At 41.7% G+C, this 24,683-nt stretch carries 25 protein-coding genes; 13 read left to right on the top strand and 12 right to left on the bottom strand.

Features of this window, described 5'->3' with window-relative positions; translation table 11 throughout:
• Positions 1 to 395 precede the first annotated feature (395 nt).
• From era to HY58_RS16780, 4 genes are all read left to right on the top strand, one after another.
• A complete protein-coding gene (gene era / locus HY58_RS16795) occupies positions 396 to 1,265 on the top strand; it encodes a GTPase Era (RefSeq protein WP_039134740.1) in 870 nt (289 codons plus the stop codon).
• A gap of 46 nt (positions 1,266 to 1,311) precedes the next feature.
• Positions 1,312 to 2,625 carry a ribosome biogenesis GTPase Der gene (der, locus tag HY58_RS16790; RefSeq protein WP_039134737.1) on the top strand — a complete coding sequence of 438 codons (1,314 nt, stop codon included), beginning with the start codon at positions 1,312 to 1,314 and terminating at the stop codon, positions 2,623 to 2,625.
• Between the two features lie 82 nt (positions 2,626 to 2,707).
• Positions 2,708 to 2,926 (top strand): hypothetical protein, encoded by a 219-nt coding sequence (locus tag HY58_RS16785; protein ID WP_039134735.1) that lies wholly within the window; start codon positions 2,708 to 2,710, stop codon positions 2,924 to 2,926.
• A 363-nt stretch (positions 2,927 to 3,289) separates the two neighbouring features.
• Positions 3,290 to 5,359: a T9SS type A sorting domain-containing protein gene (locus HY58_RS16780; protein WP_039134732.1), complete on the top strand. Its 2,070-nt coding sequence runs from the start codon at positions 3,290 to 3,292 to the stop codon at positions 5,357 to 5,359.
• Here HY58_RS16780 and HY58_RS16775 read toward each other — a convergent pair.
• The 3 genes from HY58_RS16775 to mgtE form a co-directional block, all read right to left on the bottom strand.
• The gene (locus tag HY58_RS16775) at positions 5,345 to 7,540 is read right to left on the bottom strand and encodes a DUF4954 family protein (protein ID WP_039134729.1); all 2,196 of its coding nucleotides are present in this window, start codon (positions 7,538 to 7,540) and stop codon (positions 5,345 to 5,347) included. The genes HY58_RS16780 and HY58_RS16775 overlap by 15 nt on opposite strands.
• A gap of 24 nt (positions 7,541 to 7,564) precedes the next feature.
• A complete protein-coding gene (gene glmS, locus HY58_RS16770; RefSeq protein WP_039134726.1) occupies positions 7,565 to 9,400 on the bottom strand; it encodes a glutamine--fructose-6-phosphate transaminase (isomerizing) in 1,836 nt (611 codons plus the stop codon).
• Positions 9,401 to 9,516: 116 nt separating this feature from the next.
• Positions 9,517 to 10,911: a magnesium transporter gene (gene mgtE / locus HY58_RS16765; RefSeq protein WP_039134724.1), complete on the bottom strand. Its 1,395-nt coding sequence runs from the start codon at positions 10,909 to 10,911 to the stop codon at positions 9,517 to 9,519.
• Between the two features lie 28 nt (positions 10,912 to 10,939).
• On the opposite strand from mgtE, the gene HY58_RS16760 reads away from it, so the two are divergent.
• A complete protein-coding gene (locus tag HY58_RS16760) occupies positions 10,940 to 11,323 on the top strand; it encodes an SET domain-containing protein (RefSeq protein ID WP_039134721.1) in 384 nt (127 codons plus the stop codon).
• On the opposite strand, the gene HY58_RS16755 is transcribed toward HY58_RS16760, so the two are convergent.
• Genes HY58_RS16755 through HY58_RS16740 form a run of 4 tightly spaced genes read right to left on the bottom strand, consistent with a single transcriptional unit; the run spans position 11,324 to position 15,872 of the window.
• The gene (locus tag HY58_RS16755) at positions 11,324 to 12,754 is read right to left on the bottom strand and encodes a DUF4403 family protein (protein ID WP_082022205.1); all 1,431 of its coding nucleotides are present in this window, start codon (positions 12,752 to 12,754) and stop codon (positions 11,324 to 11,326) included.
• A gap of 3 nt (positions 12,755 to 12,757) precedes the next feature.
• The gene (locus HY58_RS16750) at positions 12,758 to 13,636 is read right to left on the bottom strand and encodes a bestrophin family protein (RefSeq protein WP_039134716.1); all 879 of its coding nucleotides are present in this window, start codon (positions 13,634 to 13,636) and stop codon (positions 12,758 to 12,760) included.
• A 6-nt stretch (positions 13,637 to 13,642) separates the two neighbouring features.
• Positions 13,643 to 14,617: a methionyl-tRNA formyltransferase gene (fmt, locus tag HY58_RS16745; RefSeq protein ID WP_052324238.1), complete on the bottom strand. Its 975-nt coding sequence runs from the start codon at positions 14,615 to 14,617 to the stop codon at positions 13,643 to 13,645.
• Positions 14,607 to 15,872, bottom strand: a complete 1,266-nt coding sequence (locus HY58_RS16740; protein WP_039134714.1) for an exo-beta-N-acetylmuramidase NamZ domain-containing protein — start codon at positions 15,870 to 15,872, stop codon at positions 14,607 to 14,609. The genes fmt and HY58_RS16740 overlap by 11 nt, the downstream gene beginning before the upstream one ends.
• A 90-nt stretch (positions 15,873 to 15,962) precedes the next feature.
• Between HY58_RS16740 and HY58_RS16735 the strand changes: the two genes are divergently transcribed.
• Positions 15,963 to 16,418, top strand: coding sequence for a peptidylprolyl isomerase (locus HY58_RS16735; RefSeq protein WP_039134711.1), 456 nt, complete (start codon positions 15,963 to 15,965; stop codon positions 16,416 to 16,418).
• A gap of 69 nt (positions 16,419 to 16,487) precedes the next feature.
• On the opposite strand, the gene HY58_RS20050 is transcribed toward HY58_RS16735, so the two are convergent.
• The 3 genes from HY58_RS20050 to HY58_RS16720 are packed head-to-tail and all read right to left on the bottom strand — an operon-like array spanning position 16,488 to position 17,762.
• Entirely contained in the window at positions 16,488 to 16,928 is a 441-nt protein-coding gene (locus HY58_RS20050) for a pyridoxamine 5'-phosphate oxidase family protein (protein ID WP_052324237.1), read from the bottom strand.
• Positions 16,928 to 17,398 (bottom strand): acyl-CoA thioesterase, encoded by a 471-nt coding sequence (locus tag HY58_RS16725; RefSeq protein ID WP_052324236.1) that lies wholly within the window; start codon positions 17,396 to 17,398, stop codon positions 16,928 to 16,930. The genes HY58_RS20050 and HY58_RS16725 overlap by 1 nt, the downstream gene beginning before the upstream one ends.
• On the bottom strand, positions 17,361 to 17,762 hold the full coding sequence (locus HY58_RS16720) for a putative zinc-binding protein (RefSeq protein WP_039134702.1): 402 nt from the start codon (positions 17,760 to 17,762) through the stop codon (positions 17,361 to 17,363). The genes HY58_RS16725 and HY58_RS16720 overlap by 38 nt, the downstream gene beginning before the upstream one ends.
• Before the next feature lie 99 nt (positions 17,763 to 17,861).
• On the opposite strand from HY58_RS16720, the gene HY58_RS16715 reads away from it, so the two are divergent.
• Complete coding sequence (locus tag HY58_RS16715) at positions 17,862 to 18,311, top strand: Rrf2 family transcriptional regulator (RefSeq protein ID WP_039134699.1); 450 nt, start codon at positions 17,862 to 17,864, stop codon at positions 18,309 to 18,311.
• Positions 18,312 to 18,321: 10 nt separating this feature from the next.
• Here HY58_RS16715 and HY58_RS16710 read toward each other — a convergent pair whose 3' ends face one another.
• Positions 18,322 to 19,134 (bottom strand): CPBP family intramembrane glutamic endopeptidase, encoded by an 813-nt coding sequence (locus HY58_RS16710; protein ID WP_039134696.1) that lies wholly within the window; start codon positions 19,132 to 19,134, stop codon positions 18,322 to 18,324.
• A 31-nt stretch (positions 19,135 to 19,165) separates the two neighbouring features.
• Here HY58_RS16710 and pepT point away from each other — a divergent pair, with 31 nt between their 5' ends.
• The 5 genes from pepT (at position 19,166) to HY58_RS16685 (ending at position 23,303) form a co-directional block, all read left to right on the top strand.
• On the top strand, positions 19,166 to 20,413 hold the full coding sequence (pepT, locus tag HY58_RS16705) for a peptidase T (RefSeq protein ID WP_039134693.1): 1,248 nt from the start codon (positions 19,166 to 19,168) through the stop codon (positions 20,411 to 20,413).
• A gap of 38 nt (positions 20,414 to 20,451) precedes the next feature.
• On the top strand, positions 20,452 to 21,381 hold the full coding sequence (locus HY58_RS16700) for an SPFH domain-containing protein (protein WP_039134690.1): 930 nt from the start codon (positions 20,452 to 20,454) through the stop codon (positions 21,379 to 21,381).
• 83 nt (positions 21,382 to 21,464) lie between these two features.
• Positions 21,465 to 22,172 carry a MotA/TolQ/ExbB proton channel family protein gene (locus HY58_RS16695; RefSeq protein WP_039134688.1) on the top strand — a complete coding sequence of 236 codons (708 nt, stop codon included), beginning with the start codon at positions 21,465 to 21,467 and terminating at the stop codon, positions 22,170 to 22,172.
• A 27-nt stretch (positions 22,173 to 22,199) separates the two neighbouring features.
• Positions 22,200 to 22,604 carry a biopolymer transporter ExbD gene (locus HY58_RS16690; protein WP_039134685.1) on the top strand — a complete coding sequence of 135 codons (405 nt, stop codon included), beginning with the start codon at positions 22,200 to 22,202 and terminating at the stop codon, positions 22,602 to 22,604.
• Positions 22,605 to 22,631: 27 nt separating this feature from the next.
• Positions 22,632 to 23,303 (top strand): flavodoxin reductase, encoded by a 672-nt coding sequence (locus tag HY58_RS16685; RefSeq protein ID WP_039134682.1) that lies wholly within the window; start codon positions 22,632 to 22,634, stop codon positions 23,301 to 23,303.
• On the opposite strand, the gene prmC is transcribed toward HY58_RS16685, so the two are convergent.
• On the bottom strand, positions 23,287 to 24,144 hold the full coding sequence (gene prmC / locus HY58_RS16680) for a peptide chain release factor N(5)-glutamine methyltransferase (RefSeq protein ID WP_039134679.1): 858 nt from the start codon (positions 24,142 to 24,144) through the stop codon (positions 23,287 to 23,289). The genes HY58_RS16685 and prmC overlap by 17 nt on opposite strands.
• Before the next feature lie 87 nt (positions 24,145 to 24,231).
• Between prmC and HY58_RS16675 the strand changes: the two genes are divergently transcribed.
• The gene (locus tag HY58_RS16675) at positions 24,232 to 24,651 is read left to right on the top strand and encodes a VOC family protein (protein ID WP_039134676.1); all 420 of its coding nucleotides are present in this window, start codon (positions 24,232 to 24,234) and stop codon (positions 24,649 to 24,651) included.
• Positions 24,652 to 24,683: the final 32 nt, after the last annotated feature.

Here is a 24,683-nt window from a genome sequence, read left to right as displayed (position 1 = left end):
CTTTTTTTATGCCCCTTCCCAAACCAATGGAAGAACTACCATAAAATTCTTTTGCCCTTCCATTACCTGGAAACCTTCGTGCCGAAGGTGAGTAATTTATACATCACTCCTTTTCTTGAAACAATGGCAGTGAAATTCTTCTCTTATATTCATTTTCTGATATTACCACTTTATTCTCTGTTTCTTATGAATTGCTGAATTGCAGGATTGAAACGGAATAAACCCTTATCTGAGGATATCCAGATATTCCCGGAAATTTCATTCGTTTGGCATTTAACCTGCATTTGACTACCTTTGCACCCTTTATTCCCTTGCGGCAATAGCAGCCACGCAGCGAATCTGATTACCTCCTCATGTATTCTTTAGCGTTATTCTATTGCCCGAAATAGCTAAAGATGAAAGTAGGATTCGTAAATATCTTCGGTAAACCAAATGCAGGAAAGAGCACATTGCTCAATGCCTTCATGGGCGAAAAACTCGCTATTGTTTCCCCTAAAGTGCAGACAACACGTCACCGTATTAAAGGAATACTGTCTGAGCCTGGTTACCAGGTTATCTTTTCTGATACCCCTGGTATCATAGAGCCCAAATATAAACTCCATCAGAAAATGATGCATGCTGTGAAGAGTGCATTGGAGGATGCGGATCTGGCTTTGTTGATGGTAGACATATATGACGACTGGGCCGAAAGCGACGCCATATTCTCGGCATTGAGATTAAGGGTTCCGGCATTACTGGTGCTGAACAAGATAGAAGGGTTATCGCCGGCAAGGGTGGAAGAAGCACGTCAATTTTTTTCCGGAAAACCTTATGTAAAAGAAATAGTTACCGTTTCAGCCCTGCATAAAACAGGGGTTGAAAAGTTGCTTCAGAAAATTCTTTCTTTTCTTCCCGAGGGCGAACCTTTCTTTGATGAAGAAAATCTTACGGACCTGCCTACCCGATTTTTTGTTGGCGAATTAATTCGCGAACAGATTTACCAACTTTATCAGGATGAGATTCCTTACCATACCGCTGTGCTTGTTCAGGAATTTAAAGAGAAATCTACCCTTATTAAGATCCAGGCCGATATTATCGTTCAGCGTGATACCCAGAAAGGGATCATATTAGGCGAAAAAGGAAAGGGTATTAAAGATCTTGGTACCAGGTCAAGGCAGGAAATTGAAAAATTTCTTGGTCAAAAGGTGTTCCTCGAGCTATTTGTAAAAGTGCGTCCCAAGTGGAGGGATAATGAACTATACCTTAGGGAGTACGGATACAATTAGATAAAGGAAAAAAATTAAATGTTGCATCAAACAAAAAAATATTGATATGGCTGGATATACAGTTGCAATTGTGGGAAGACCAAACGTTGGAAAAAGTACTTTTTTCAATCGTTTACTGGAACAAAGAAAGGCCATCGTGGATGATGTGAGCGGGGTAACTCGCGATCGTCAGTATGGTATTGCGGAATGGAATGGCAAGACATTCAATGTAATTGATACCGGTGGTTTTGTGCCTCGCAGCCAGGATGTATTTGAGCGGGAGATAAAAAAACAGGTACTTATTGCACTTGATGAGGCTGATGCGCTGATCTTCGTTACAGATGTTGCTACAGGAATTACCGACCTCGACGAATCAATGGCGGATGTTTTAAGAAGAACTACCAAGCCTGTATACCTTGCAGTAAACAAAGTTGATAATCCACAAAGACAGCTTGAAGCAAACGAGTTTTATAGTATGGGTTTTGAGGATATTTTCTTTATATCAGCTATAAGCGGTAGTGGATCTGGTGAAATCCTGGATGCGATAACCGAAAGGATCCCCGAAGATCGCTATGCGGAAAACGAAGGGGATAGTGTTCCTAAATTTGCTATAATTGGACAGCCTAACGTGGGCAAGAGCAGCCTCCTGAATGCTTTGGTGGGCCAGGAAAGAACCATTGTTAGTGAGATCGCCGGCACAACACGTGATACTATTCACACCCATTATAATCTATTCCAGAAAGAGTTTATTCTTATAGACACGGCTGGAATACGAAAGAAGCAAAAGGTACATGAAGACCTGGAATTCTATTCTGTAATTCGCGCTATCAAAGCCCTTGATGAAGCAGATGTATGCATGCTTGTACTGGATGCTGAAAAAGGAATTTCCGCACAGGACCTTAGTATTTTCAGCCTGGCAGCAAGGAAAGGAAAAGGAATCGTTTTACTTGTGAACAAATGGGACCTTGTGGCAAAAGAAACGAACACGGCCCGTGATTATGAAAAGCAACTCAAGGAAAGACTCGCTCCCTTTACAGATGTGCCGGTACTTTTTATTTCAGCTAAAGAGAAAACAAGGATTTTTAAAGCTATTGAAATTGCCCTCGATGTAGTGGAGAACCGTAAACGGAAAGTTCCGACATCACAGTTAAATGATGTTATGCTTAAAGCCGTAGCAGCTTATCATGCTCCTGTAGTAAGAGGAAACCCGGTTAGTATTAAGTACGCTACCCAGCTTCCAACGGTGGTTCCATCATTTGCTTTTTTCTGTAACTACCCCGATGACATTAAGGCTCCATATCGTAACTACCTGGAAAACAAGCTTCGGGAAAGTTTCAATTTTACCGGTGTGCCAGTAAGGATATTTTTCAGGAAAAAATAAAAAATATGGCCTGAAACTTGTAAGTGTGGCGGAAACAGGTAATTTTGCGCCTGTTTTATAAAACACATAAACGTCAAAGAAAATGAAAAAGGTATTTGCTGTTCTGGCTATCGCCGCTGCTTTCGCTGCCTGTAATGATGGTGCTGAAACAACTGAAGTTACTATCACTGATTCTTCTGCAATCAATGCAACTCTCGATTCTGCTGCTGCTACTGTAAATTCAGCTTCTGCTGCAATTGATTCAACTGTTAGTGCTGCTGTTGATACTATCAATGCAAAAGTTGATAGCCTGAAGAAATAATTCTTCCGGAATAGTATTGAATGGGGCCGTTTCCGGTTTTTTTATAAAACTGTAAACGGCCTCAACTTTTCCCTCCAATAGAGCTAAAAATAGGGACCAGATAGGGACCAGATAGGGACCCGGAGTAAGGTAGTACCTACCCTGCGCATTAGAGATATGTGTATTGCTCCCACCTAGTCATAAGCTACACTATTGCCGAATAAGCTCCGAAGGATACTAATACAATTGACGGCACCGTAAGGGCATCGTAATAGCATCGTGTCGGCACCGTAGACCAAATACCGTTTTTTAACCCTAACTGGTTACAGCTCTTGCCAGCTTTACCATTACCCGCTAATTTGCACCAAAGCAAAATGGTGTGTTATGAGAAGAAGTGTTTGGGTTTTGCTATTACTGCTTTCGGTGGAAGCAGTGGCACAAATCAGGTGGACAGGGATGGCGGGTAACGGTAGATGGGACGACCCTATCAATTGGGAGTCTGGCTTGGTTCCATCTATAACAGATGATGTGTTGCTAGATAACAGTCTCATTCCCGGCTCTTATAACATCCAGCTTTCTGACCAACAGGTATCAATCCGCTCATTGCAGATAATTGCTGATGCGGGCAATAGCATCACAGTTTTGTTGCCTCCAACCAATTTGCTTACCAGCAGCTCAGGAAGCCTCGAGCCAAGGGCTTTTTCAACTACCGGTACTGGGTATACTCTCCTAATTGGCTCAGGTGGAATTTTTATAAATGCAAGTAACAGCAGCAGCGGATATTCAATCAGAATAAATGATTCTTTAAGAATTGATAATGGTGGGAGATATGTTCACCGAACCAGAACAGGGCATGCAGACATTGTTCAGCAGCTTAGCAGGGATATCGGAACCGAACTGGGGATTTTCAGATTTGAGAATACGGATGCCGCTTCAACTATATCATTGAGCAACAGAATCTATGGCACCTTACAATTATCAGCAGCTGCAGCACCTAATGATACCACTTCCTATTCTTCTTCAGGAACAAATCCCTTAAGAATAAGAGGCAACCTGGAAATTGAATCAGGGGTATCATTTGCCATAAATTTTTCAGATACTATTAGCGTTGCAGGAGATCTTCAGCTTGATCATGCCGGCTTTAATATGGCCACCAGCACCCGTTCATGCGTGCTTGCACTTAAAGGAAATTGGCGCCAGCAAAACGCTATCATTTATGAATCAAATCTATCGGGAAGTACCGGCACTATATTATTGAATGGTGTGGTACCCCAGCATGTACAGGCTGGTGGTACTATAAGAGACAGTATTCGACTGGCTTTTATGAATAACAATTCAATTTTTATAGATGCTTTACCAGCACTGCCTTTCGAAGTTCATCTTATAAATGGCATAATCCAAATTGATGCTTCCGAGCAACTGATCCTGGAACGTACCGGGTATTTTCGGTCTGATAGCCTGAACCTTGGATCATACATTGATGGGTCTATCCTTAAAAGAAGCATTGAAGGCCAGGATTTTCGTTTTCCTACAGGTTCAAATGGCCAGCAAAGGTGGATTATTCTAAAAACAGGATACGGTGATTTTCTCGTTCGGTATTTCCGTGCAGACCCCTACACAATATCATCACTAATGGGGGATGGCCTGGATCATATTTCACAGGTGGAATACTGGGAAGTCAGTGGGGGTTCCGGATCAACAGCCTATGTAGAACTTTCTTTTGATGAAATATATAGCGGTGGAGTGTCAGATCTCGAAAGCCTTCGCGTGGCAGGTTCAAATGGAGGTGATTGGTTTAGTTTAGGTAATACTGCTACATCTGGACTGGCATTTTTATCTGGTTCTGTAACAAGTGAAGTTTTTGATAATGAGACTGTTCAATTCCTGACCCTTGCCAGTTTTCTGCCTGGCATGAACACCTTGCCTATAAAAATAAACAGGCAATGGATGGAACAAATAAATTCAAAGTGGATCTGCAAATGGGAGACCGGAATATCCACTGATAATTCATGGTTTGAAGTGGAATTGTCTCATGATGGTAATCTTTTCCAAAGCGTAGGAACTATACCGTCATACAAGCACCAGAATAATTATAAACTGAATTTGCCGATAGAGTGGGAGAGTGGCTACTGCAGGATAAAATCAATAGATAATAATGGTCAGTTAAGCTATGGAAAAGCTATGCAGTTTGGTACAGGTTATACAAACAACCAGGTGATTACTTTATCTTATAATCCTGCGCTATATTGTTTGCAATTTTATAGCCGGGGTCAACAATCATTAATGCTCGAAATATTCAATATAAGCGGTCAGCCTGTGTTAAGGGAATGGGTAAAGCTTCCTGGGGGTAACCATAACCATCATCTAACTCGGAAACTACCGGCAGGTATTTATATAATTCGGGTAATCAGTAACGAAACTGTCCTTCTTGTAAATCAGTTATTTCTTCAATAAATTGTTTACAGTTTTCCTGTATGAATTCAGATGAAGTCTGTCTTCAAGTATAAAACTATTTTCTTCCAGTTTTCCAATTACAGCCTCCAACTCCTCTTTATTGTCATATACCATTTGGCGAAAGGGGTTTTTATAATCTTTGGCTCTTGTGGCATGAATCTGATCAGAGACCTGCTTTCGGAATAGTATGCTATGTTGTAGTAATGCTCTTACCTCATTTGGATTCGAATTTAATTCAACACCATGCATTTGTTTGTACAAGGATATTGCATGTGCCAGTTTTTTCGCTGGATAATTAACGCCTTCCTTTTTGTAGAAATCATGAAGGCTTCCCCAACTATCAATAGCTCCCTTCCTGATTTGCTGCAGGCATTGGTTTACGATTTCTACTGGAATGAGTTGTCCCCCGATATTTTCCCATTCATTTATTTTCCCGGCTGCAGGAAGTTTTGCAACCATCCTGTTGAAGGTACTTAATGGATTAGCTTTAAATGCACCTATAATTTCTCTGGCTGCATAAAAATCAAGGAATGCTTTATACCACTGATAGGCCATTGCTGCTTTCTTTACAATAACCTGCCTGGTGCTGTTTTCTGCGTTAGGAAGAATGATCTCAAGATCATCCAGTTCCTCAGATCTTTCTGTAAGGAGTGCTTTCCCTTTTTTTCGCATGGAAGATTCCAAACCGGATTTTCCATTTTTGCGGAACCAGGCAATTCCGGTAATAGATTCTAATATGCCTAATGCCTTCCAGATATCATTTGCGGTATCAGGAGCCAGAAAATCATATTCAATTTCTTGCGTTTTGTCGGTACGCTGGTCACGGGCTACATATTTCCAGCTGTTCCGGGCAAGTGCATATAAATTGTATTGAAACCAATAGCCCGGAATAACCAATAGCCTGTCGTTTGAAACATCATTACTAACAAGGGAGAATGGAAGTTCAATATTGAGTTCGGCGGGAAAGTCCCCTTTCGCAATAATTGTAAATGCAGCAAACTTTGAATTGTGCTTAAGACTCACACAAAGGCCTGGCCAGAAACCGCGACCGGCTATAAGTTCTCCATCAGCGGCCCTGGAATTGTGATTGGATCCGATTGTAGCCCCGGCAGCCATATTGCTTTGTCCCATTATTAAGGCAGCACATAAAAATGAGTTATTATGGTGCTGTTCATGCGCGGGAAATATAAGAGAATTCAAAACTTCGCAACAAGATATGGTGGCGTTATTTCCCAGGTATGAATTGATGAGCCTTGCACCATATTTTAACTGGGAATGGCTTGCCATTACAAAACGTACCGCTTTTACCCCATAAAATATCCTGCATCCTACCCCAATTATGCCATTCACCAATTCACACCCCTCACCAACCTGGGTGCGGGCCTCGGGGGTAGAATTGAGCGTGATATTTTTTATTTTATTTGCTCCCTTTATGTATGCATCCGTGCCTATCATGGTGTCTTTGATGATCCGGCTATTCTTTATGACAGTACGGTCACCAACCATCCCGTAATATCCTCTGAGTGAATCGTATCGCTTAGAGGTAAAAGCTACAAATTGTTTCTGCAGCACTTCATCCTGCCTGTGCCGGCTCCATAGATAGGCATCGCCGGGTAGCATTCCATCAAAGGGCAAAATGCTTCGCCCCCCGTTTTCATTACATACTTCCAGCCATATTCTTGTTTTTTCATCTTCCCCATCCTTTAATATACCATTCCCGAATTTTGCATGACTTGTTGTGGCAAGCTCATTGATGTTAACAAGCATTACCTCATTTCCAATGATGTAATGAGATAAATAATTCACATTATCAACTACAACGTTATCGCCAAAATCACTGCTGGTAATAGTACTATTGTACAAACCAACAGGCATGCGGAGATTTTTAAATTCAAGACAATAAGGTTCCAGTTTACCAATTCTTACAAGGCCGAAAAACTTACAATTCTTAACGAGTTCGGGGTTGAATGCATCAGAAACAAGTATTTTGTTCCAGTCGTCACTCTGGTTGCGGTTCCTTACGAGTACTTCAATTTCGTAGGCATTGAGGTGGCGGTAATTGATTCCGCTGTTATTCTGCCTGTTGCGAAGGTAATATTCATCTTTTCCGGATGGTTGGAACTGTGGCTCAATAAAGCCATAACCTAGGGTCTGTATGGGGCTTTTTCTGATGATGTTCATAAAAAGATTTTTGGTAGATGGACATTATTCCACGGTTACGCTTTTAGCCAGGTTCCGCGGTTTGTCTACATCAAATCCTTTTGCGACACCAATATAATATGCAAGTAATTGCATGGGTATAACATTGATCATTGGCGCGATTAGTTCATCCGCATAAGGCACAATAATTGTGTCATCGGCCAAAGCATCAGCGGCATCATCTCCTTCACTTACCACGGCAATCACCTTACCCTTCCGCGCCTTGATCTCCTGCATATTACTCAATACTTTTTCATGGAAACTATCCTTTGTTGCTACAAAAACCACAGGAAGGTTTTCATCAACAAGTGCAATGGGACCATGCTTCATTTCTGCGGCCGGATATCCTTCCGCATGTATGTAAGAGATCTCTTTTAGCTTTAGAGCACCCTCCAGGGCGATGGGAAAGTTATAACCCCTGCCTAAATACAATGCATCTTTAGCATCCTGGTATTTAAGGGCGATCTCCCGGATCTTTTCATGTTGCAATAATGCTGCGGAAACCTTTTCGGGAACATCATTTAGCTCATTCAGCAAATGAATGAATCGTTTCTCACTAAGTGTTCCTTTCATCAAACCGATCTTCAGCGCCATCATGGTTAACACCGCAAGTTGCCCTGTGAAGGCCTTAGTACTTGCTACCCCAATTTCCGGGCCTGCATGTGTATAGGCGCCACCATGCGATGTGCGGGCAATTGATGATCCCACCACATTCACTACACCAAGAATGATGGCTCCATTCGACTTGGCACTTTCAATTGCAACCAGGGTATCTGCTGTTTCACCACTTTGCGAAATCGCTATGATTACGTCACCTTTGTTTACAATTGGATTCCGGTATCGAAACTCTGAAGCATATTCTACTTCAACTGGAATGCGGGTCACCTCTTCAAAAATATATTCAGCTACCAATCCGGCATGCCAGCTTGTTCCACAGGCAATGATAATTATCCGGTTTGCATTCACCAATTGGTCTGCATATTGTTGGATACCACTCATCGTTATGGTTCCATTATGGGCATCCAGGCGTCCTCGCAAACAATCAAATATGGTACTTGGTTGCTCAAATATCTCCTTCAACATGAAATGGTCGTAGCCTCCTTTCTCAATGGCTGCCAGTTCAAGATCGAGTTTGGTGATAAATGGAGTTATCTTTTCATTACCCAGATTCTTGAGTATGAGTTCGTCTTTTTTGATGATAGCAACTTCGTAATCGTTTACATACACAACTTCTTTGGTGTATTCAATTATTGGTGATGCATCAGATGCAAGGAAATGTTCTCCTTTGCCAATTCCTATGACAAGAGGTGATCCTTTGCGCGCTGCTATTAATGTATCCGGATTGTCAGCATCAAGTAACACGATCACATAGGCACCAACTACTCTTTTCAGGGCAATTCGAACTGCCTCCTCCAGGCTGCCCTCATTATTCAGATGGATATCCTCTATGAATTTGAGCAATACCTCCGTATCAGTATCACTGACAAATTCATATCCTTTACTTACAAGTTCTTTTTTGATCTGCACATAGTTCTCTATGATCCCATTATGGATCATAGATAACTTACCATTACCCGACAAATGCGGATGCGCATTTCTGTCACAAGGTTCACCATGCGTAGCCCAGCGCGTATGGCCAATACCAATATTAGAATGAAGATCCTTTCCAACCAGGGTTTCTTCCAGGTCAGCTACTTTGCCCTGTTTCTTGTATACTTTAAGACCACCATTTAATAATGCTACTCCCGCGCTGTCATAACCCCGGTATTCCAATCTCTTCAAGCCTTTCAAAATGACGGGATAAGCCTCGCGATGTCCGATATATGCAACAATTCCACACATAAATTCAATATTTCTTTTGTAATAGAAGGGTACTTAAATAATTGGCAAACTTAGGCAAAATAATTTAAGCAATCGATTGCGTAAGCTTGTAGGGGCTCCGATGATATACTCCAGACTTATAGCATAAGTCCCCGGAGAAAGAAGTATGCCACGGAGAAATATATTATCAATCCCGTTACATCTACCAATGTTGCTACAAATGGGGCTGACGATACCGCAGGATCGGCTCCCGCGCGTTTAAGAAATATTGGTAACATCGAACCACTTAATGTTCCCCATAGAATTACACCCATCAGCGAAACACCAACAGTAGCGCCGAGCATTAAATAATGCGATCCATAAACATCAGGGAAAAATTGCGACCATAACACTACCCTGAAAAATCCTATTATTCCCAATACTGATCCTAATAGTATACCGGAAATTATTTCCCGTCTTAAAACTCTCCACCAGTCACTAATGGTAATTTCGCCTACAGCCATTGCCTGAATAATAAGTGTGGAAGCCTGTGAGCCGCTATTCCCACCACTTGATATTATTAGTGGTACAAAAAGGGCCAATACCACAGCCTTTGCAATTTCATCTTCAAAATAGCCCATTGCCGTAGCTGTGAGCATCTCACCAATAAAGAGTACAACCATCCAGACAACCCGTTTCTTGAAGAGTTTTAATATTGGCATTTCAAGATAAGGTTCATCTAATGCTTCCGTACCTCCAATTCGTTGTATGTCTTCACTGAATTCTTCATTCGCTACCCATAATACATCATCAATGGTCACAATTCCCAACAAAATATTTTGATCGTCTACAACCGGTAAGGCCACCCTGTTATTCATACGGAATATCTGGTTGGCAACTTCCTGGTCGTCATTTACATTCAGAGCAATGAAGCGGTAGTCGATCACTTCACTAACAACTTTTTCAGGATTAGTCAGAATTACTTCCCTGATCCGCATGTCATCCACAAATTCTCCTTTATCATTCACAACATAGATAACATCAATTGTTTCAGAATCACGACCCACATCACGGATATGCTCAAGTACCTCTGCCATTGTCCAGTCACTATTCACAGCAATGTAATCAGGAGTCATCAGCCTCCCTACACTTCCTTCCGGATATCCAAGGAGGGAGAGCGTTATCCGGCGTTCTTCCGGATCAAGTGTTTTGATCAACTCTTTTACTACTTCGCTGGGTAACTCTTCCAGGAAAGCGGTTCGGTCATCGGCAGGGAGTTCATTTAATAGCTCCGCAGATTTTAAAGGGGGAAGTTCCTGGATCACATCCTTCTGAACAGAAAAATCAAGGATCTTAAATACACTGGCAGCACGATGTGTACTCATGTTGCCAATGATCTGACTGGCAAACTCATCATATTCATCAACCAGTTCCGCAACATCACTGATATTCTGGTTGTTTAGAAATTCCCGGATGCGCAATTTATCCTCAAGGTGGATGAGGTTTTCAAATTGCTCATTGAGCGATGGTGGAGTTTCCAATTCTTCGGTCATGCATCAAATTTACAGTTTAAATTGCATCATGATTTTGCCTTCCTTATTTGTTGCTCCAACCTCTTCGATGGGCCGGGGGGTGTTTTCTTCCGAAAACATTGCAGCGGGTACAGTAGTGGAGCAGAGTCCGGTTATCGTAATGTCAACTGCCGACCGGGCCTTGCTCGATCAGACCATCTTGCATGATTATATTTTTGAATGGGGCCCTGATCTTAACCAATGCTGTATGGCCTTGGGATATATTCCCCTTTATAATCACTCCTTCAATAGTAATTGTGAATATGAAATGGATTATGATTACAACCTGATTAAGGTCACAACTGTTCGCGACATTATGGCTGGCGAAGAATTGTTTATAAACTATAATGGTAATTGGGATGATCCAACCCCGTTGTGGTTTCCCGTATCCTGATCAACGCCCGGGTATATTGCTGATTAACAGATCTGCATTTCCGGTAAGAGTGGCCTGTACCTGTACATTGTCGCGGTTTATAATAAGGCCATTTAACCTAAGCTCACTGGTGTTCCCTTTCAGTCTTATGCCCGTTGTAATCTCCCTGTTGAATTGATCGTCTATTTTCTGTTTGTTTTTTAAGTATAGCTCGTTCACATTTATTTTTGCCTGCTTCCTCAAATTTTCGAGGATCTGGCGGTTGAAAAAGGTTTTACCAAGAACTAGTACAATACTGGAAGAATTAAGGTCATATTCCAGATCGGGCACGGTTAGTTGCTGAGTGCTCACCTCAAGATCTGGTGTGCCCTTTAGAAAGAGTGTACCTCTTTTTGTTCCGGTGAACGTTATTTTGAATTCCACCATATAGCCCTCCAAACCCTTTACCTGAACCTTTTCAATCCGGATTTTTTCTCCTTTAACTTCAAATGATCTGTCCCTTAATGTACGCGTCAATAAACTGTCAATAGTTTTGTAATCGTAGATAGCATTTGAAGTGAGTGCAAAACCATCACCAGTTGTATTGTTGGTTAAGGGAGGTAGGTGCTTCGTAACACTATGGTTTATACTGTCAGAGCTAATTTCCGGATAACAGGATACGCCAGCAGTAAATCTCAAAGTGTCTGCAGAAAAATTTATTGGTCCCATCCTGACGGCACTGGCATTTAGTTTCATAAAACCATAAGTTCCAAGCGGAATTTTCTTACCGGCTTTTTCTCCAATGGGTGTTAGGTAGTTGCTGAAATTCATCTCCTTTACAATCTTGTCAATATTAGTGCCGAACAGATTCACCGAAGCGGCAATACTATCCATGACCTCTGTTGTAACGTCGTTATTGAAAATAGTTACAAGACATTTATCAATAGGCACAACCTTCTCAGTTCTGGTGGTGCTCTGAAGCCTGTAATCTGGCGTGAACCGGAGATCAGAAATGAGATTGATATTCACTTTGCGCATAGGTTCATTACCAAATCCACAACTTCCATTTATCCATGGTGAAACAGATTGCCCCATTACGCAAACGGTTTTACTTCCTGCGATCTGGTAATTGCCGTTCATGGCAACGGATATCCTGTTGTTGATACAGCTAAATTGAAAAGTGGAGCGTACAAACCTGTATTTATACCTGAAATCACAACTGCTAATCATGTATTCCGGCCAGCCATCTGATCTTATCTCTTTTGGGGCAATACTTTCAGCCTGTTTGAGGAAAGGAGTTATCACTACTTTAACCGGAATGTTCAACACTGATTCAGTCAGGGGTGGTAATGACCTGGATGTAGGGATGGAGTTAGGGTTAACAGTGGTTTTTCGGGTACTGGTGCAGCCCACCGCGAGTGAGAATGTAAAAACTAAACATAAGGACCACCTGAAAGCCTTTAAATAATTCATAGTTTAGGAAAAGATTTCATTTACGTGCAGCTTAATATTCTGTGATAACTTTTCAGTAGGAACATCGTTGGCATCACCACCAAATGGATCTTCTATTTCTTCTGCGATCAACTCCAGACTTGCCAATACATAAAAGACGAATACTACAACCGGAATTACAAGATAACCCAGATTGAACACGAATCCAATTGGCAGCGTGATAACATAAATGAAAATAAATTTTTTAATGAATACACTATATGAGTAGGGGATAGGTGTATTTTTTATTCTTTCACATGCCCCACAAATATCTGTAAAGGAAGCAAGTTCATTGTTCAGCGTTATAAGTTGATCGCCACTGATCTGTTTATTTCGATATAGATCATGTGTTCGTTTAAGCATGAGTGATGCAACCTGGTTGGGCAGGTGTCGGCTTTGATCAATTTCGAGTTCAGGATGATCAATTTCGTCAAGTGCGAGCCTTGTTTTTTCTGAACGGAGATGATCCCGAAGCATACTTGCATACAGAGGGATAGACTTCCTGAAAAAGTTGCGATTAATGTTGTCGTCTACCCCCAGTATTGCATTCAGCTTGACAGCGAGATTTCGGGAATTGTTGGTTAGTGAACCCCAAAGCTTCCGCCCCTCCCACCAGCGATCATAGGCTGTATTCGTTCGAAATACCAATAACATTGAAATTGCAAAGCCCAACAGGTTGTGCATGATAGATACATTCTTGACCGTGCTGTTTTGTGAGAGCTTTAATATTTCCACTTCAATATAGGCCACTCCCCATGAATAGAGACTGATGACGATCATCATGGGGAATAACTTCCTGAATGTATCTGCTTTATGAAAATTGAAAAGGACTGAAAGCCAGTCTTTGGTATTGTAACTGATCATATAGAATTATACATTGTCCGAGAATCGGTATCCTCTTAAAAAATCACCTATTGGTAGTCGTTTTTTTCCCTGCAACTGGAGATCAGTCAGGTGCAGATAACCATCTGTGGCGGCAAATTTAAGGTAGGTTTTCCTGTCCGTTTCAAAACTCCCCGGAAGCCCGAGTGGATGTGTAAATTCTTTTGTTGCGGCAAAAATTTTAAGGGTCTTTCCTTCTAATTCTGTGAATGCCCCCGGATAGGGTGAAAGGCCACGAATTAAATTATGGCAATTTTCAATTGATTGTTTCCAGTTGATCCTGCAGGTTTCAGTGAAAATCCTTGGTGCATGATGCAACGAAATGTCCTCCCCGGTCTGGTCTGGCTGCGGTTTTTCTTTCAGTTCACCACTTGCAAGGCCTATAACTGTTTCCACCAACAATCGGGCTCCCAGTTCTTTCATCCGATCATGAACAGTTCCTGCGTTATCGTCCTCATTGATCGCTAATTTTTCCTGTAGCAGGATATTACCCGTATCTATTTCATGCTTTAGTTTAAATGTGGTAATACCAGTTATCTTTTCTCCATTGATTATTGCCCAGTTAATAGGGGCGGCACCCCGGTATTGTGGTAATAAAGAGCCGTGCACATTTACGGTTCCCATAGGAGCCATATTCCAGACTATTTCAGGAAGCATCCGGAAAGCCACTACTACCTGCAGATCAGCTTTCAACTGGCGGAGATTATCAATGAATTCGGGTGACCGTAGTTTTTCGGGCTGCAATACAGGAATATCTTTTGATTTCGCATATTTTTTCACTGCAGGTTCCTGCAACTGCATTCCCCTGCCTGCAGGCTTATCAGGCGCTGTTACCACTGCCACAACATTACATCCCGCCAAAACCAATGCGTTTAAGGAAGCAACAGCAAATTCAGGAGTACCCATGAAAATGATGCGAAGATCATGATAGTCCGTTTTTTGTGTTGTCTGATTACTCTTCATACAGCAAGTACTTTTTTCTGATAATTTTGAATTCCTTCAGCCCAGGTTCCCACGAACGCCTGATCTCAGCCATAGTTAACTGTTGTTTTACCTGTTCCATTAATTTTGCATTGCCTGATAATTTATTAAAGAAGTACTCTGTGGGTTTGGCCCCTTCCTTACCAATAAAAAACTTATTCTTCTCCGGGAAAAGTTTATATGCCTCGAGTAAATATTCAAGATGGATCTGATTGTTTATGGTTTCCAATACTTTATCCGGCGTTCCCGAAATATTCCAACCAAAACATAATTTATCCTTATGTTTCGGATCCTTGGCCCCCTCGCGTGAAACAGGCGTAAAACTATAAAGGTTTTTTGGAAGGTCGGGATGGCCGAAAACCTGGAATGGTTTATCTGTACCCCTTCCTTCGCTCAGAACCGTCCCTTCAAACAAACAGGTTGACGGATACCAGTAAATACTGGCCATATCGGGTAAGTTTGGCGAAGGCTTTACAGGTAATTTATATCTGCTACTGTGTGTATAGTTGATACAGGGTATTACAGTAAGCCTGAGCTTATTACCAGGAAATTCACTGCCGAGCCAATTTTCGCCTGCAAGCATTTTCGCATATTCTCCAATCGTCATCCCATACACGATTGGAACCGCCTGCATACCAACAAATGAACGGAATGGTTTTTCAAGAACCGGACCATCAATATAAAATCCATTCGGATTTGGCCTGTCCAATACAACTAATGGTTTATTGAACTGAACGGCACTTTCCATAAATTCTTCAAGGGATGATATGTAGGTATAAAACCGAACACCTATATCCTGGATATCAAATAAGAGGATGTCAACATCTTTCATGTCTTCTTCACTTGGCTTCCTCTTTTTTCCATACAGGGAGATGACCTGAATGCCTGTCTTCTTATCGACTGAATTATCCACCTTTTCCCCGGCATCTGCTGTACCGCGGAATCCATGTTCAGGCGCAAATATTTTAACGATATTCACCCCTATGTTTCGTAATTCATCTACCAGGTGTATACTGTCATTAACAACCGTGGTCTGGTTGGCAAATAGCGCTACCCTTTTCCCTGAAAGCAATGGGAGATAGACTTTAAAGTTCTCTGCTCCGGGTTGTATTCTGTTTTTGGAGTTAAAGACAGGCTCTGCATCTTTCGCGCTTTTATTATGGGAAGTCGATTTCTGAGCGCATGCAGAAGTCAATAATATTAATGCCCAGAGGCAGGTTAATAAACGCTGTTTCATGTTCCAAATATAAGCCTTCAGCAACGAGTCGCTATCTCCCAGTTTTCCCTTAACTTGCTGCCTGATTTGAACAATTTAAAAAAATCTTTTATGCAACAAGTACAATCCGGCGATACCGTTAAGGTTCATTACCATGGCCGCCTGACTGATGGAACTACTTTTGATAGTTCAGAGGGTCGTGATCCGTTGGAGTTTCAGGTGGGTAGTGGCCAGGTGATTGCCGGCTTCGACAACGGGGTGATGGGTATGGTTATTGGTGAGAAGAAAACAGTGCAGATTCCTGTTGATGATGCATATGGACCGAAAAATCCGGAAATGCTGATTGAGTTCCCACGCGAACAGGTTCCTGAGGATATGCCCCTTGAAGCTGGTATGCGCCTTAACCTCAACAATAGTCAGGGACAGGTTGTACCCGTAGTTATTACAGAAATCAGGGAAGAAGTGATTTTGCTTGACGCAAATCATCCCCTTGCCGGAGAAGACCTCACTTTCGATATTGAACTGGTTGAAATTATAGGTACTCCTTCAAAAATTATTATGCCTTGATTGGATATTCAGCTATAATTTTATATAAAGCAGAAACCCCGATAATTGTCGGGGTTTCTGCTTTATAGCTTACTGTAGGGATATTTCTTCCGCCCTTTTCCAGGCTAGTTTTTTGCCAAAACCCAGGCTGCTGTCGGTCATTTTAATTGTTTCGATTCTAATAGTAAAAACCTGGCCTGGTATTAATAGCCCTACGGGGTATTTTTTATGGTAAGATGAACTCGCTGTTATGGCGGAAATCCCATCTGCTGATATTACTGTTCCCGTAAATTGTATTCCCTTTGTTATTAGTTTATTCAATTTATCTGGCAGTATAGTTCCTGACACTATGGGATTATTCTGTATTGATATACCATGATAGGTATCCGGGGAAGATTTAAAATACAGGTATACATCGTCCGCATGTATTGCATAATAACAATTGAAACAATATGGCTTCCCATGCTGATCTATGCAACAGATACTTGCACAGGTTTGGTTTTCCATAAAATCTAAGATTTCCTTATACATTATCGTCTTTTTGCTTTTACAGATTTTCGAATGATCGCTTCTTCATAATCTTTCTTTTGCTGTGCGGTTACAGGTTTTACGGGTATTACGGGAGCAGGATGACCCATATCATCCAGCGCAACAAAAGTGAAATACGCCTCGCTGATAAGAATTTTTGTGGTGCCCGTAACTTTTTTAGCGAATGCATCCACCAACACCTCCATTGAACTACTAAATGCCCTTGTTATTCTTGCATTGATAATCAGAATATCGCCAATCTTAGCCGGGTGGCGAAACGCTACTTCATCAATAGATGCAGTAACACATATCTTACCTGCATGTGTTTGAGCACACACTGCAGCAGCTATATCCATCCATTCAACTAGTCTTCCTCCCTGAAGTATACCCATGGGATTGGTGTCATTTGGACAAACTACTTCTGTCTTTATGGTCTCAGACTGTGAGGGTGTTCTGGACTGTAGTTTTTTCATCAAAATATTTTTCTTTGATTATCTCCAGGAGCTCGCGTGCTTCAGCATAATCAAAGTCTTCGTGCTGATTTTTACGAATGCCAAAATCACTTAATTCCAGATGCAGATCGGCGCTTATATTGTGATTAGCAAGGCATGCCTTTGTACAGGCAAGCGGACAACCATCTATTGCAATAATATTTCTTCCTGATGCCGCCAGTCGAACAAGTTTTTTCACATTTCCCCCAACTCCAGCAATGCATGACATTTCTGCAAGTTGCTGACGATCTAATTGTAAGGCTAACCAGTTGCTCATTTGTGCTGCACTGGAACATCCACTGCAGGAATAAACCAGGGGTGAGAGATTCTTTTTTAATAGGCTCATAGATAGAATTATTCTGTAAAAATAATAATAAAGGATAAATATATCCTTAAATATTTGCTATTTTCTGGTACTAATACATACATTTGGAAAAAAAGGTCAATGTTTTCCAAGACCACTGAATATGCCCTCAGGGCTGCCATATACATTGCTCAAAAGAGTACAGCGGATAAAAAGCTAGGCATTGCCGAAATTGCTAAAGCTATTGATTCGCCTCAATCATTTACTGCCAAGATAATTCAGCAACTCACCCGTGGAAACACGCTGGTAAGCTCTGTTCGTGGCCCTAATGGGGGCTTTTTTATGACCGAAAAAGCTAAACGTTTACCTGTACGTGTAATCCTTGACCTTATGGGAGAGGATAGTAAATTCCAGACCTGTATTCTGGGCTTGAAGCAGTGCTCCGAACTTAAGCCTTGTCCCATGCATTTTGAGTACAAACCTATTAAAGAACAATTGATCAGTTTATTTGCCGACCGCTCCATTGAGAGCCTTGCAGAAGATATCAATAATGAGCATGCCTTTATAAACAGCCGAAATAAACGTGGCTAAAAAACACTATTTATTGCATGGTTTTTTGAAAATGGTAAACCGTTCCAAGCGTCACAATAACAATACAGCTTAAAATAGTATTGATCAAAGATCCCTCAAATCCAAAGTTGCCGCCTGTCAGCAATTGATTTGCTGAACTGGTATGTATCAACATTGAATTCAGCTCCAGTCCGCTTACTTCATATCCGAGAACAGGGCCCTGCAGGAAATTCCATGCAAAATGAAAAGCGATCCCAAACCATAGATTCCTTGTGTAAATGAAATTCAGGCCCAGTAAAATACCCGAAAGGAATATGTTTATCGTGGTTAACCAATTGGATCCGGGATTTCCTGAATGAAATATGGCAAAAACAATTGCAGAAACCAGAAGGCTTAAAAAGGGTTTCATGTTTTCAAGAAGGTTGGTAAGAATATACCCTCTGAATACCAATTCCTCTGAAATGGTCACCATCAACATTAGGCCTATTGCAAGAGCAAGATCATTACCATTAAATTGATAGTCCATCCATTCTATTTCACCCATGGCCGCTAAAATAAGAGTACCAACACCAAGCATAGCAATGGCCAAAACAATACCTGTGTAAAAATGTCTTTCATTCCCTTTCCAATGCCAGCCAAGGCTTGTGAAAGTTCGCCGGTCAACCACCCCCCGGAATACTATGACCAGTATAATGGTGGCAATGAAAATGACAGTGAACCTGCTGTATAACGACAATTCGAGTAAGCTTACAGCAAGCAAAGCAGAAAGGTAAAGAACCAAAAAAAAGGTAACCCGTAGAATTGGATGCGGCACCAATGGTGATCTGGTATCGGGCTTTGCCATCAAAAATGTAATTTGCCCGAAATTAGCATTAATGAGCAATTCCTATAAATATACTGTAACGGAACGCTTTTTGAATTATGTGACCATCGATACCCAGAGTGATCCGCATAGCACAACTTTTCCCAGTACAGAAAAGCAAAAGGATCTTGGTCGTATACTGGTCAAAGAATTGCTGGAAATAGGTATTAGCGATGCGCATTTGGATGAACACGGATATGTTTATGCGACAATTCCTGCAAATACGGATAAGGTGGTACCCGTATTATGCTTTTGTGCCCATATGGATACTGCTCCTGATTGCAGCGGAACCGGAGTGAAACCCATCCTGCATAAAAACTATACTGGTGCTGACATTATTTTGCCTGACGATGAAACGCAGGTGATCAGGATTAGTGATCATCCATATCTGAAAGAAAAGATAGGAGATGATATAATAACAGCCTCTGGTACCACTTTACTGGGTGCCGATGATAAGGCAGGTGTAGCCGTAATCATGGATCTTACAAACTATCTTATAACAAACCCACAGGTTAAGCATGGCGCTATACGAATATTGTTCACCCCCGATGAAGAAGTAGGAAGAGGAGTGGAGCATGTGGATATGGAAAAGCTAGGGGCGTCAATTGGTTATACCCTTGACGCAGGCCAGGCCGGTAGCCTGGAGGATGAGAACTTTTCGGCTGATGCTATGTCCATTCATTTTCACGGTATCAGTGCCCATCCGGGAACAGCAAAGGGCAAGATGGTAAATGCATTGAAGCTGGCAGGCACTTTCCTGGCAAACTTACCGAAGGAAAAACTGGCGCCAGAAGTAACTGAAGGCAGGGAAGGCTTTGTTCACCCCGTTCATATTAATGGTAATGCCGAGAAGGCAAGTGTTCAGTTTATTATCCGCGATTTTGAAACGTCAGGTTTGGGCGAATATGAATATATGTTACAACATATGGCCGATGAAGTAGTTAAAATGCACCCTGGTGCAAGCAGCACCTACGAAGTGCGCGAACAATATCGGAATATGAAGGAGGTTTTGCAGCATCACCCACAGGTTGTTGCTTATGCTGAAGAAGCAATTTTACGTAGCGGCCTTCAACCAATTAAACTACCTATCAGGGGGGGTACTGACGGCTCCAGGCTTTCATTTATGGGATTGCCATGCCCCAATCTTTTTACAGGTGAAATGGCGCTTCACAGCAAACATGAATTTGTAAGCGTGAGAGACATGGAACGCAGTGTTGATACCCTTGTTCATTTGGTGGAGTTATGGGAACAGCGGAGCTAAGCAATTCTTGACTATCTTGTAACCCAAAAACCGTAATAATGCTGGATTTAATTTTGTCCAATTGGTGGATCATTTTACTGGTATTGATCGTATTCATGGGATTGAAAACAGTCAACCAGGGAACAGTAGGAGTAGTTACAATGTTCGGAAAATACAGGAGAGTACTCCATCCAGGTCTTAGTCTGATCATCCCTTTCCTGGAAGTGATTTCCAAACGAATTTCCATCCAGAACAGATCTATTGAACTTGAATTCCAGGCAGTAACTGCCGATCAGGCCAATGTTTATTTCAAGAGTATGCTTCTTTTTGCTGTGCAGAATGAGCAGGATGAAACTATAAAAAAGGTAGCCTTTAAGTTTATTAGTGAACGTGAACTTATGCAGGCTCTTAGTCGTACCATTGAAGGAACGATCCGTTCTTTTGTGGCCACCAAAAGACAGGCAGAGATCCTCGGTCTTAGAAAGGAAATTGTTGAATACGTGAAAGATCAGATCGACCAGTTGCTGGAAGAATGGGGATACCACTTGCTTGATCTCCAGATTAATGATATAACATTTGACCAGGCTATCATGGATTCAATGAGCAAAGTAGTGGCTTCCAGTAACCTTAAAGCAGCGGCAGAAAATGAAGGCCAGGCAATGCTGATCACTAAAACAAAGAATGCAGAAGCAGAAGGTAATGCTATAAAGATAGCGGCTGAAGCTGAACGTGAGGCTGCCAGATTACGCGGACAGGGGGTGGCATTATTCCGGGAAGAAGTGGCCAAAGGTATGAGTGAAGCTGCCGACAGGATGCGCCAGGCTAACCTCGATACCAATGTAATTCTCTTTAGCATGTGGACTGAAGCAGTTAAGAACTTTGCTGAATATGGAAAAGGCAACGTTATTTTCCTGGATGGAAGTGCTGAAGGCATGGAAAAGACTATGAAACAAATCCAGGCTATGATGGTGAAGCAGGTGGGTGCCTGATGTGGAAAAGTGTATAATCTTTAGAAATCCTTAGCAAATAATAGACTTATTTTCACGTTTGACAAATCCGAAAACTACCATAGATGAATTTGTTCCTATTACAGATCACCGACACCGCAAGAAGATTAGCCGATAGTACAAGTGCAGCTGCCGCCGCTGGAACACCAGGGCAGGAATTAAACCTGATCAATCTCCTTTTCCAGGGGGGAGTGCTGATGATTCCATTATTCCTTTTATTGGTCCTGGCCATTTATTTTTTCTTTGAGCGTTATATAGCCATCAATAAGGCAAGTAAGATCGATGAGAATTTTATGAGTATCATTAAGGATCACATCCTGAGCGGAAATGTAGCTGCCGCCCGTTCGCTTGCCAAAAATACCTCCAATCCCGTTGCCCGAATTATTGATAAGGGCATTCAACGTATTGGCAAGCCCATTGACGCCATTGAAAAAAGTATGGAGAATGTTGGACGGCTGGAAATGTATAAAATGGAACGTAATCTTTCCGTCCTTTCTCTGATTTCTGGTATTGCTCCGATGTTCGGATTTCTCGGAACAATTGTAGGTATGGTTCAGTTATTCTATGGCATCTCTTCAACCGGGGAGTATACATTAAGTACAATTGCCAGCGGTATATATGTAAAGATGATTACATCCGCAACCGGGCTTATAATCGGACTGCTCGCTTATGTGGGCCATAGTTTCCTAAATGCGCAGGTTGATAAAACGGTTAATAAAATGGAAGTTGCCAGCGCCGATTTCATCGATACCCTGCAGGAACCAACAAGGTAGTCAGGTTCCTTTAATATTACCTAAGAAATGAATATAAAAAGACGACTTAGAGGCCATGCTGAAGTGCATACAGGGGCGCTGAATGATATCTTATTCATATTGTTACTATTTTTCCTGATTGTTTCTACACTAGCCAACCCCAATGTGATCAAACTTTCGCAACCCAAAGCTAAAAGCGATACAAAGGCCAAACAAACCGTGGTTGTATCCATTGATGCTAATAACCAGTTTTTTGTTGGTACCACCAAGGTTAGTGTTGAGGAACTTAAAGCCAGTCTCCAGCCTATTCTTGCTAAAGAATCTGATCAACCCTCAGTTGTTATAAATGCTGATAAAAACGTGCCTATAGAAAATGTAGTGGCAGTTATGCGCGTAGCGCGTGAACTTGGCGCCCGTTCAGTACTCGCCGTCGATAAAAGCGGCGCCCAGTAATTCCACTATATAAAAAAATCTCCTTCTATGGCCCACCATATTGTAAAGGTTTTACAGGCCAATTACATCAACCATGATGTGAAACGATTCATTGTTGAGAAGCCTGCTGGCTATTTTTTTCAACCAGGTCAGGGTTGTTATGTAGCTATCAATCACCCCGATTGGAAAGATAAATTCCGTCCATTCACTTTTACTTCTCTGGGCGACTGGCCCTATCTTGAATTTACCATAAAAATTTACGAAGAACATAGAGGAGTTACCAATGAATTAGGTAAGATCAATGCAGATGCCGAATTGATAATTCAGGATGCATTTGGTGTATTGCAGTATAAAGGTCCGGGCGTTTTCATTGCAGGAGGCACAGGCATAACTCCATTCATTTCCATTTTCCGGGCATTAAGAACTATGAACCTTATGACCAATAACATGCTCGTTTGGTCAAACAAAACATCCGATGATCTTTTCCTGGAGAAAGAACTGGAGGAAATGTTAGGCGATGATTTTATAAGGATATTTACGAGAGAGGGAGTCATTGGATTTATGGAACGACGCATTGATAAAAAAAAGCTGATCGATATAATTCAGGATTTTGGCCGTCATTTTTATGTATGCGGACCCAAGGATTTTGTTAGCCAGATCAGCGCACACCTGGTTAGTCTGGGAGCAAGAGCAGATTATATAGTTATAGACCAGAAATAGCTCTTATCATCCTTTCTTTACCCTGCATATCCTTCCGCGTTTCAATCTTCCTTAAACCAGATCGCAGGAAACATTCCCTGACATTTTCAGCTAAGTCCTCGTGGATTTCCACATATATCCGGGCGCCCGGGCTGGTATGTAACCGGGCAAACCGGGCAATTGCCTCATAAAATACCATCGGATCCTCATCTGGTACAAAAAGGGCCATTGATGGTTCGTAATCAACTACGTGGGTGGCCATCTCTGACCTTCCACTTTGTGGTATATAAGGTGGATTGCTGACCAGTACGTCGGCCTTTGGCAGTTTTAGCCACTCCGCTTCCTGAAGGAAATCAATATGGTGCCAATTCACTTTTAAACCAAGATCTGACGCATTTTTCCGGGCCACTTCAAGGGCACCCATACTTATATCACAACTATGAATAACCGCATTCGGTAGTTTTTTTGCAATGCTTAAGGGAATGCAACCGCTCCCACTTCCGATATCTAGTATAGTAGTGGAGAGTCCCGATTTTTCTTCCCTTACCACCCATTCTACCAGTTCTTCCGTTTCAGGCCGTGGTATCAAGACCCGCTCATCCACATAAAATCGCATATTTTGAAACCATGCCTCCCCCAGTACATACTGAATTGGTCGGTGCCTCAGTAATTGGGATAGCATCGCATTCAATGCAATTTGATTTTCCGGCGACAGGTCTGCAGTTTTCAGATTTAATAAAGCACGCTTAGGTAAGTCTGCGATTTTTTCAAGCAGCATGTCGGCAATTAACATGGCTTCCCGGTTGCCATATAACGGTGTAAGCTGTTCTATAATAGATTGTCGGACCTGCAAAATGCTCATTGCCAAAATTACTGTTCCCCACTTTAGTTATGGCTATAGATTTAATATTCTTAATTTCAATATATCCCATAGCCTTAATATTATAAAATGAACCCGAAAATAAACTTTATAACATTGGCGGTCGCAGATCTGCAAAAGTCATTCGATTTCTATAAAGAGGGTCTCGGATTCCCTGTTTCCGGGTATAAGGAAGGAGATGATCATATTGTGTTTGAAATGGAAGATAGCATAGGGCTGGTATTGTACAGAAGAGAAAAGTTCCTCCTCCTCACTAACAACCCAATTGAACAAGTGCGGTCAGCCGGTTTTATTCTGAGTCATTTTACAGGTAATCAGGAAGATGTTGATAGTTTACTTGCATCAGCCATAAAAGCGGGCGCAATTCTTGTAAAAGAAGCTAGAGAAGAAAGTTGGGGATATTCTGCCAGCTTTTCGGATCCTGACGGTCATTTATGGGAGATATGTTTTAATCCTAATATTCTTCCAGATGGCGATACCTTCTTTTAAGCGTATAATGATTTAACATATCAAAGTTTATG

This window comes from Flavihumibacter sp. ZG627 (assembly GCF_000814325.1).
GTDB lineage: Bacteria > Bacteroidota > Bacteroidia > Chitinophagales > Chitinophagaceae > Flavihumibacter.
The sequence above is the reverse complement of the archived record's forward strand: the minus strand, read 5'-3'. Positions and strand labels throughout refer to the sequence as shown.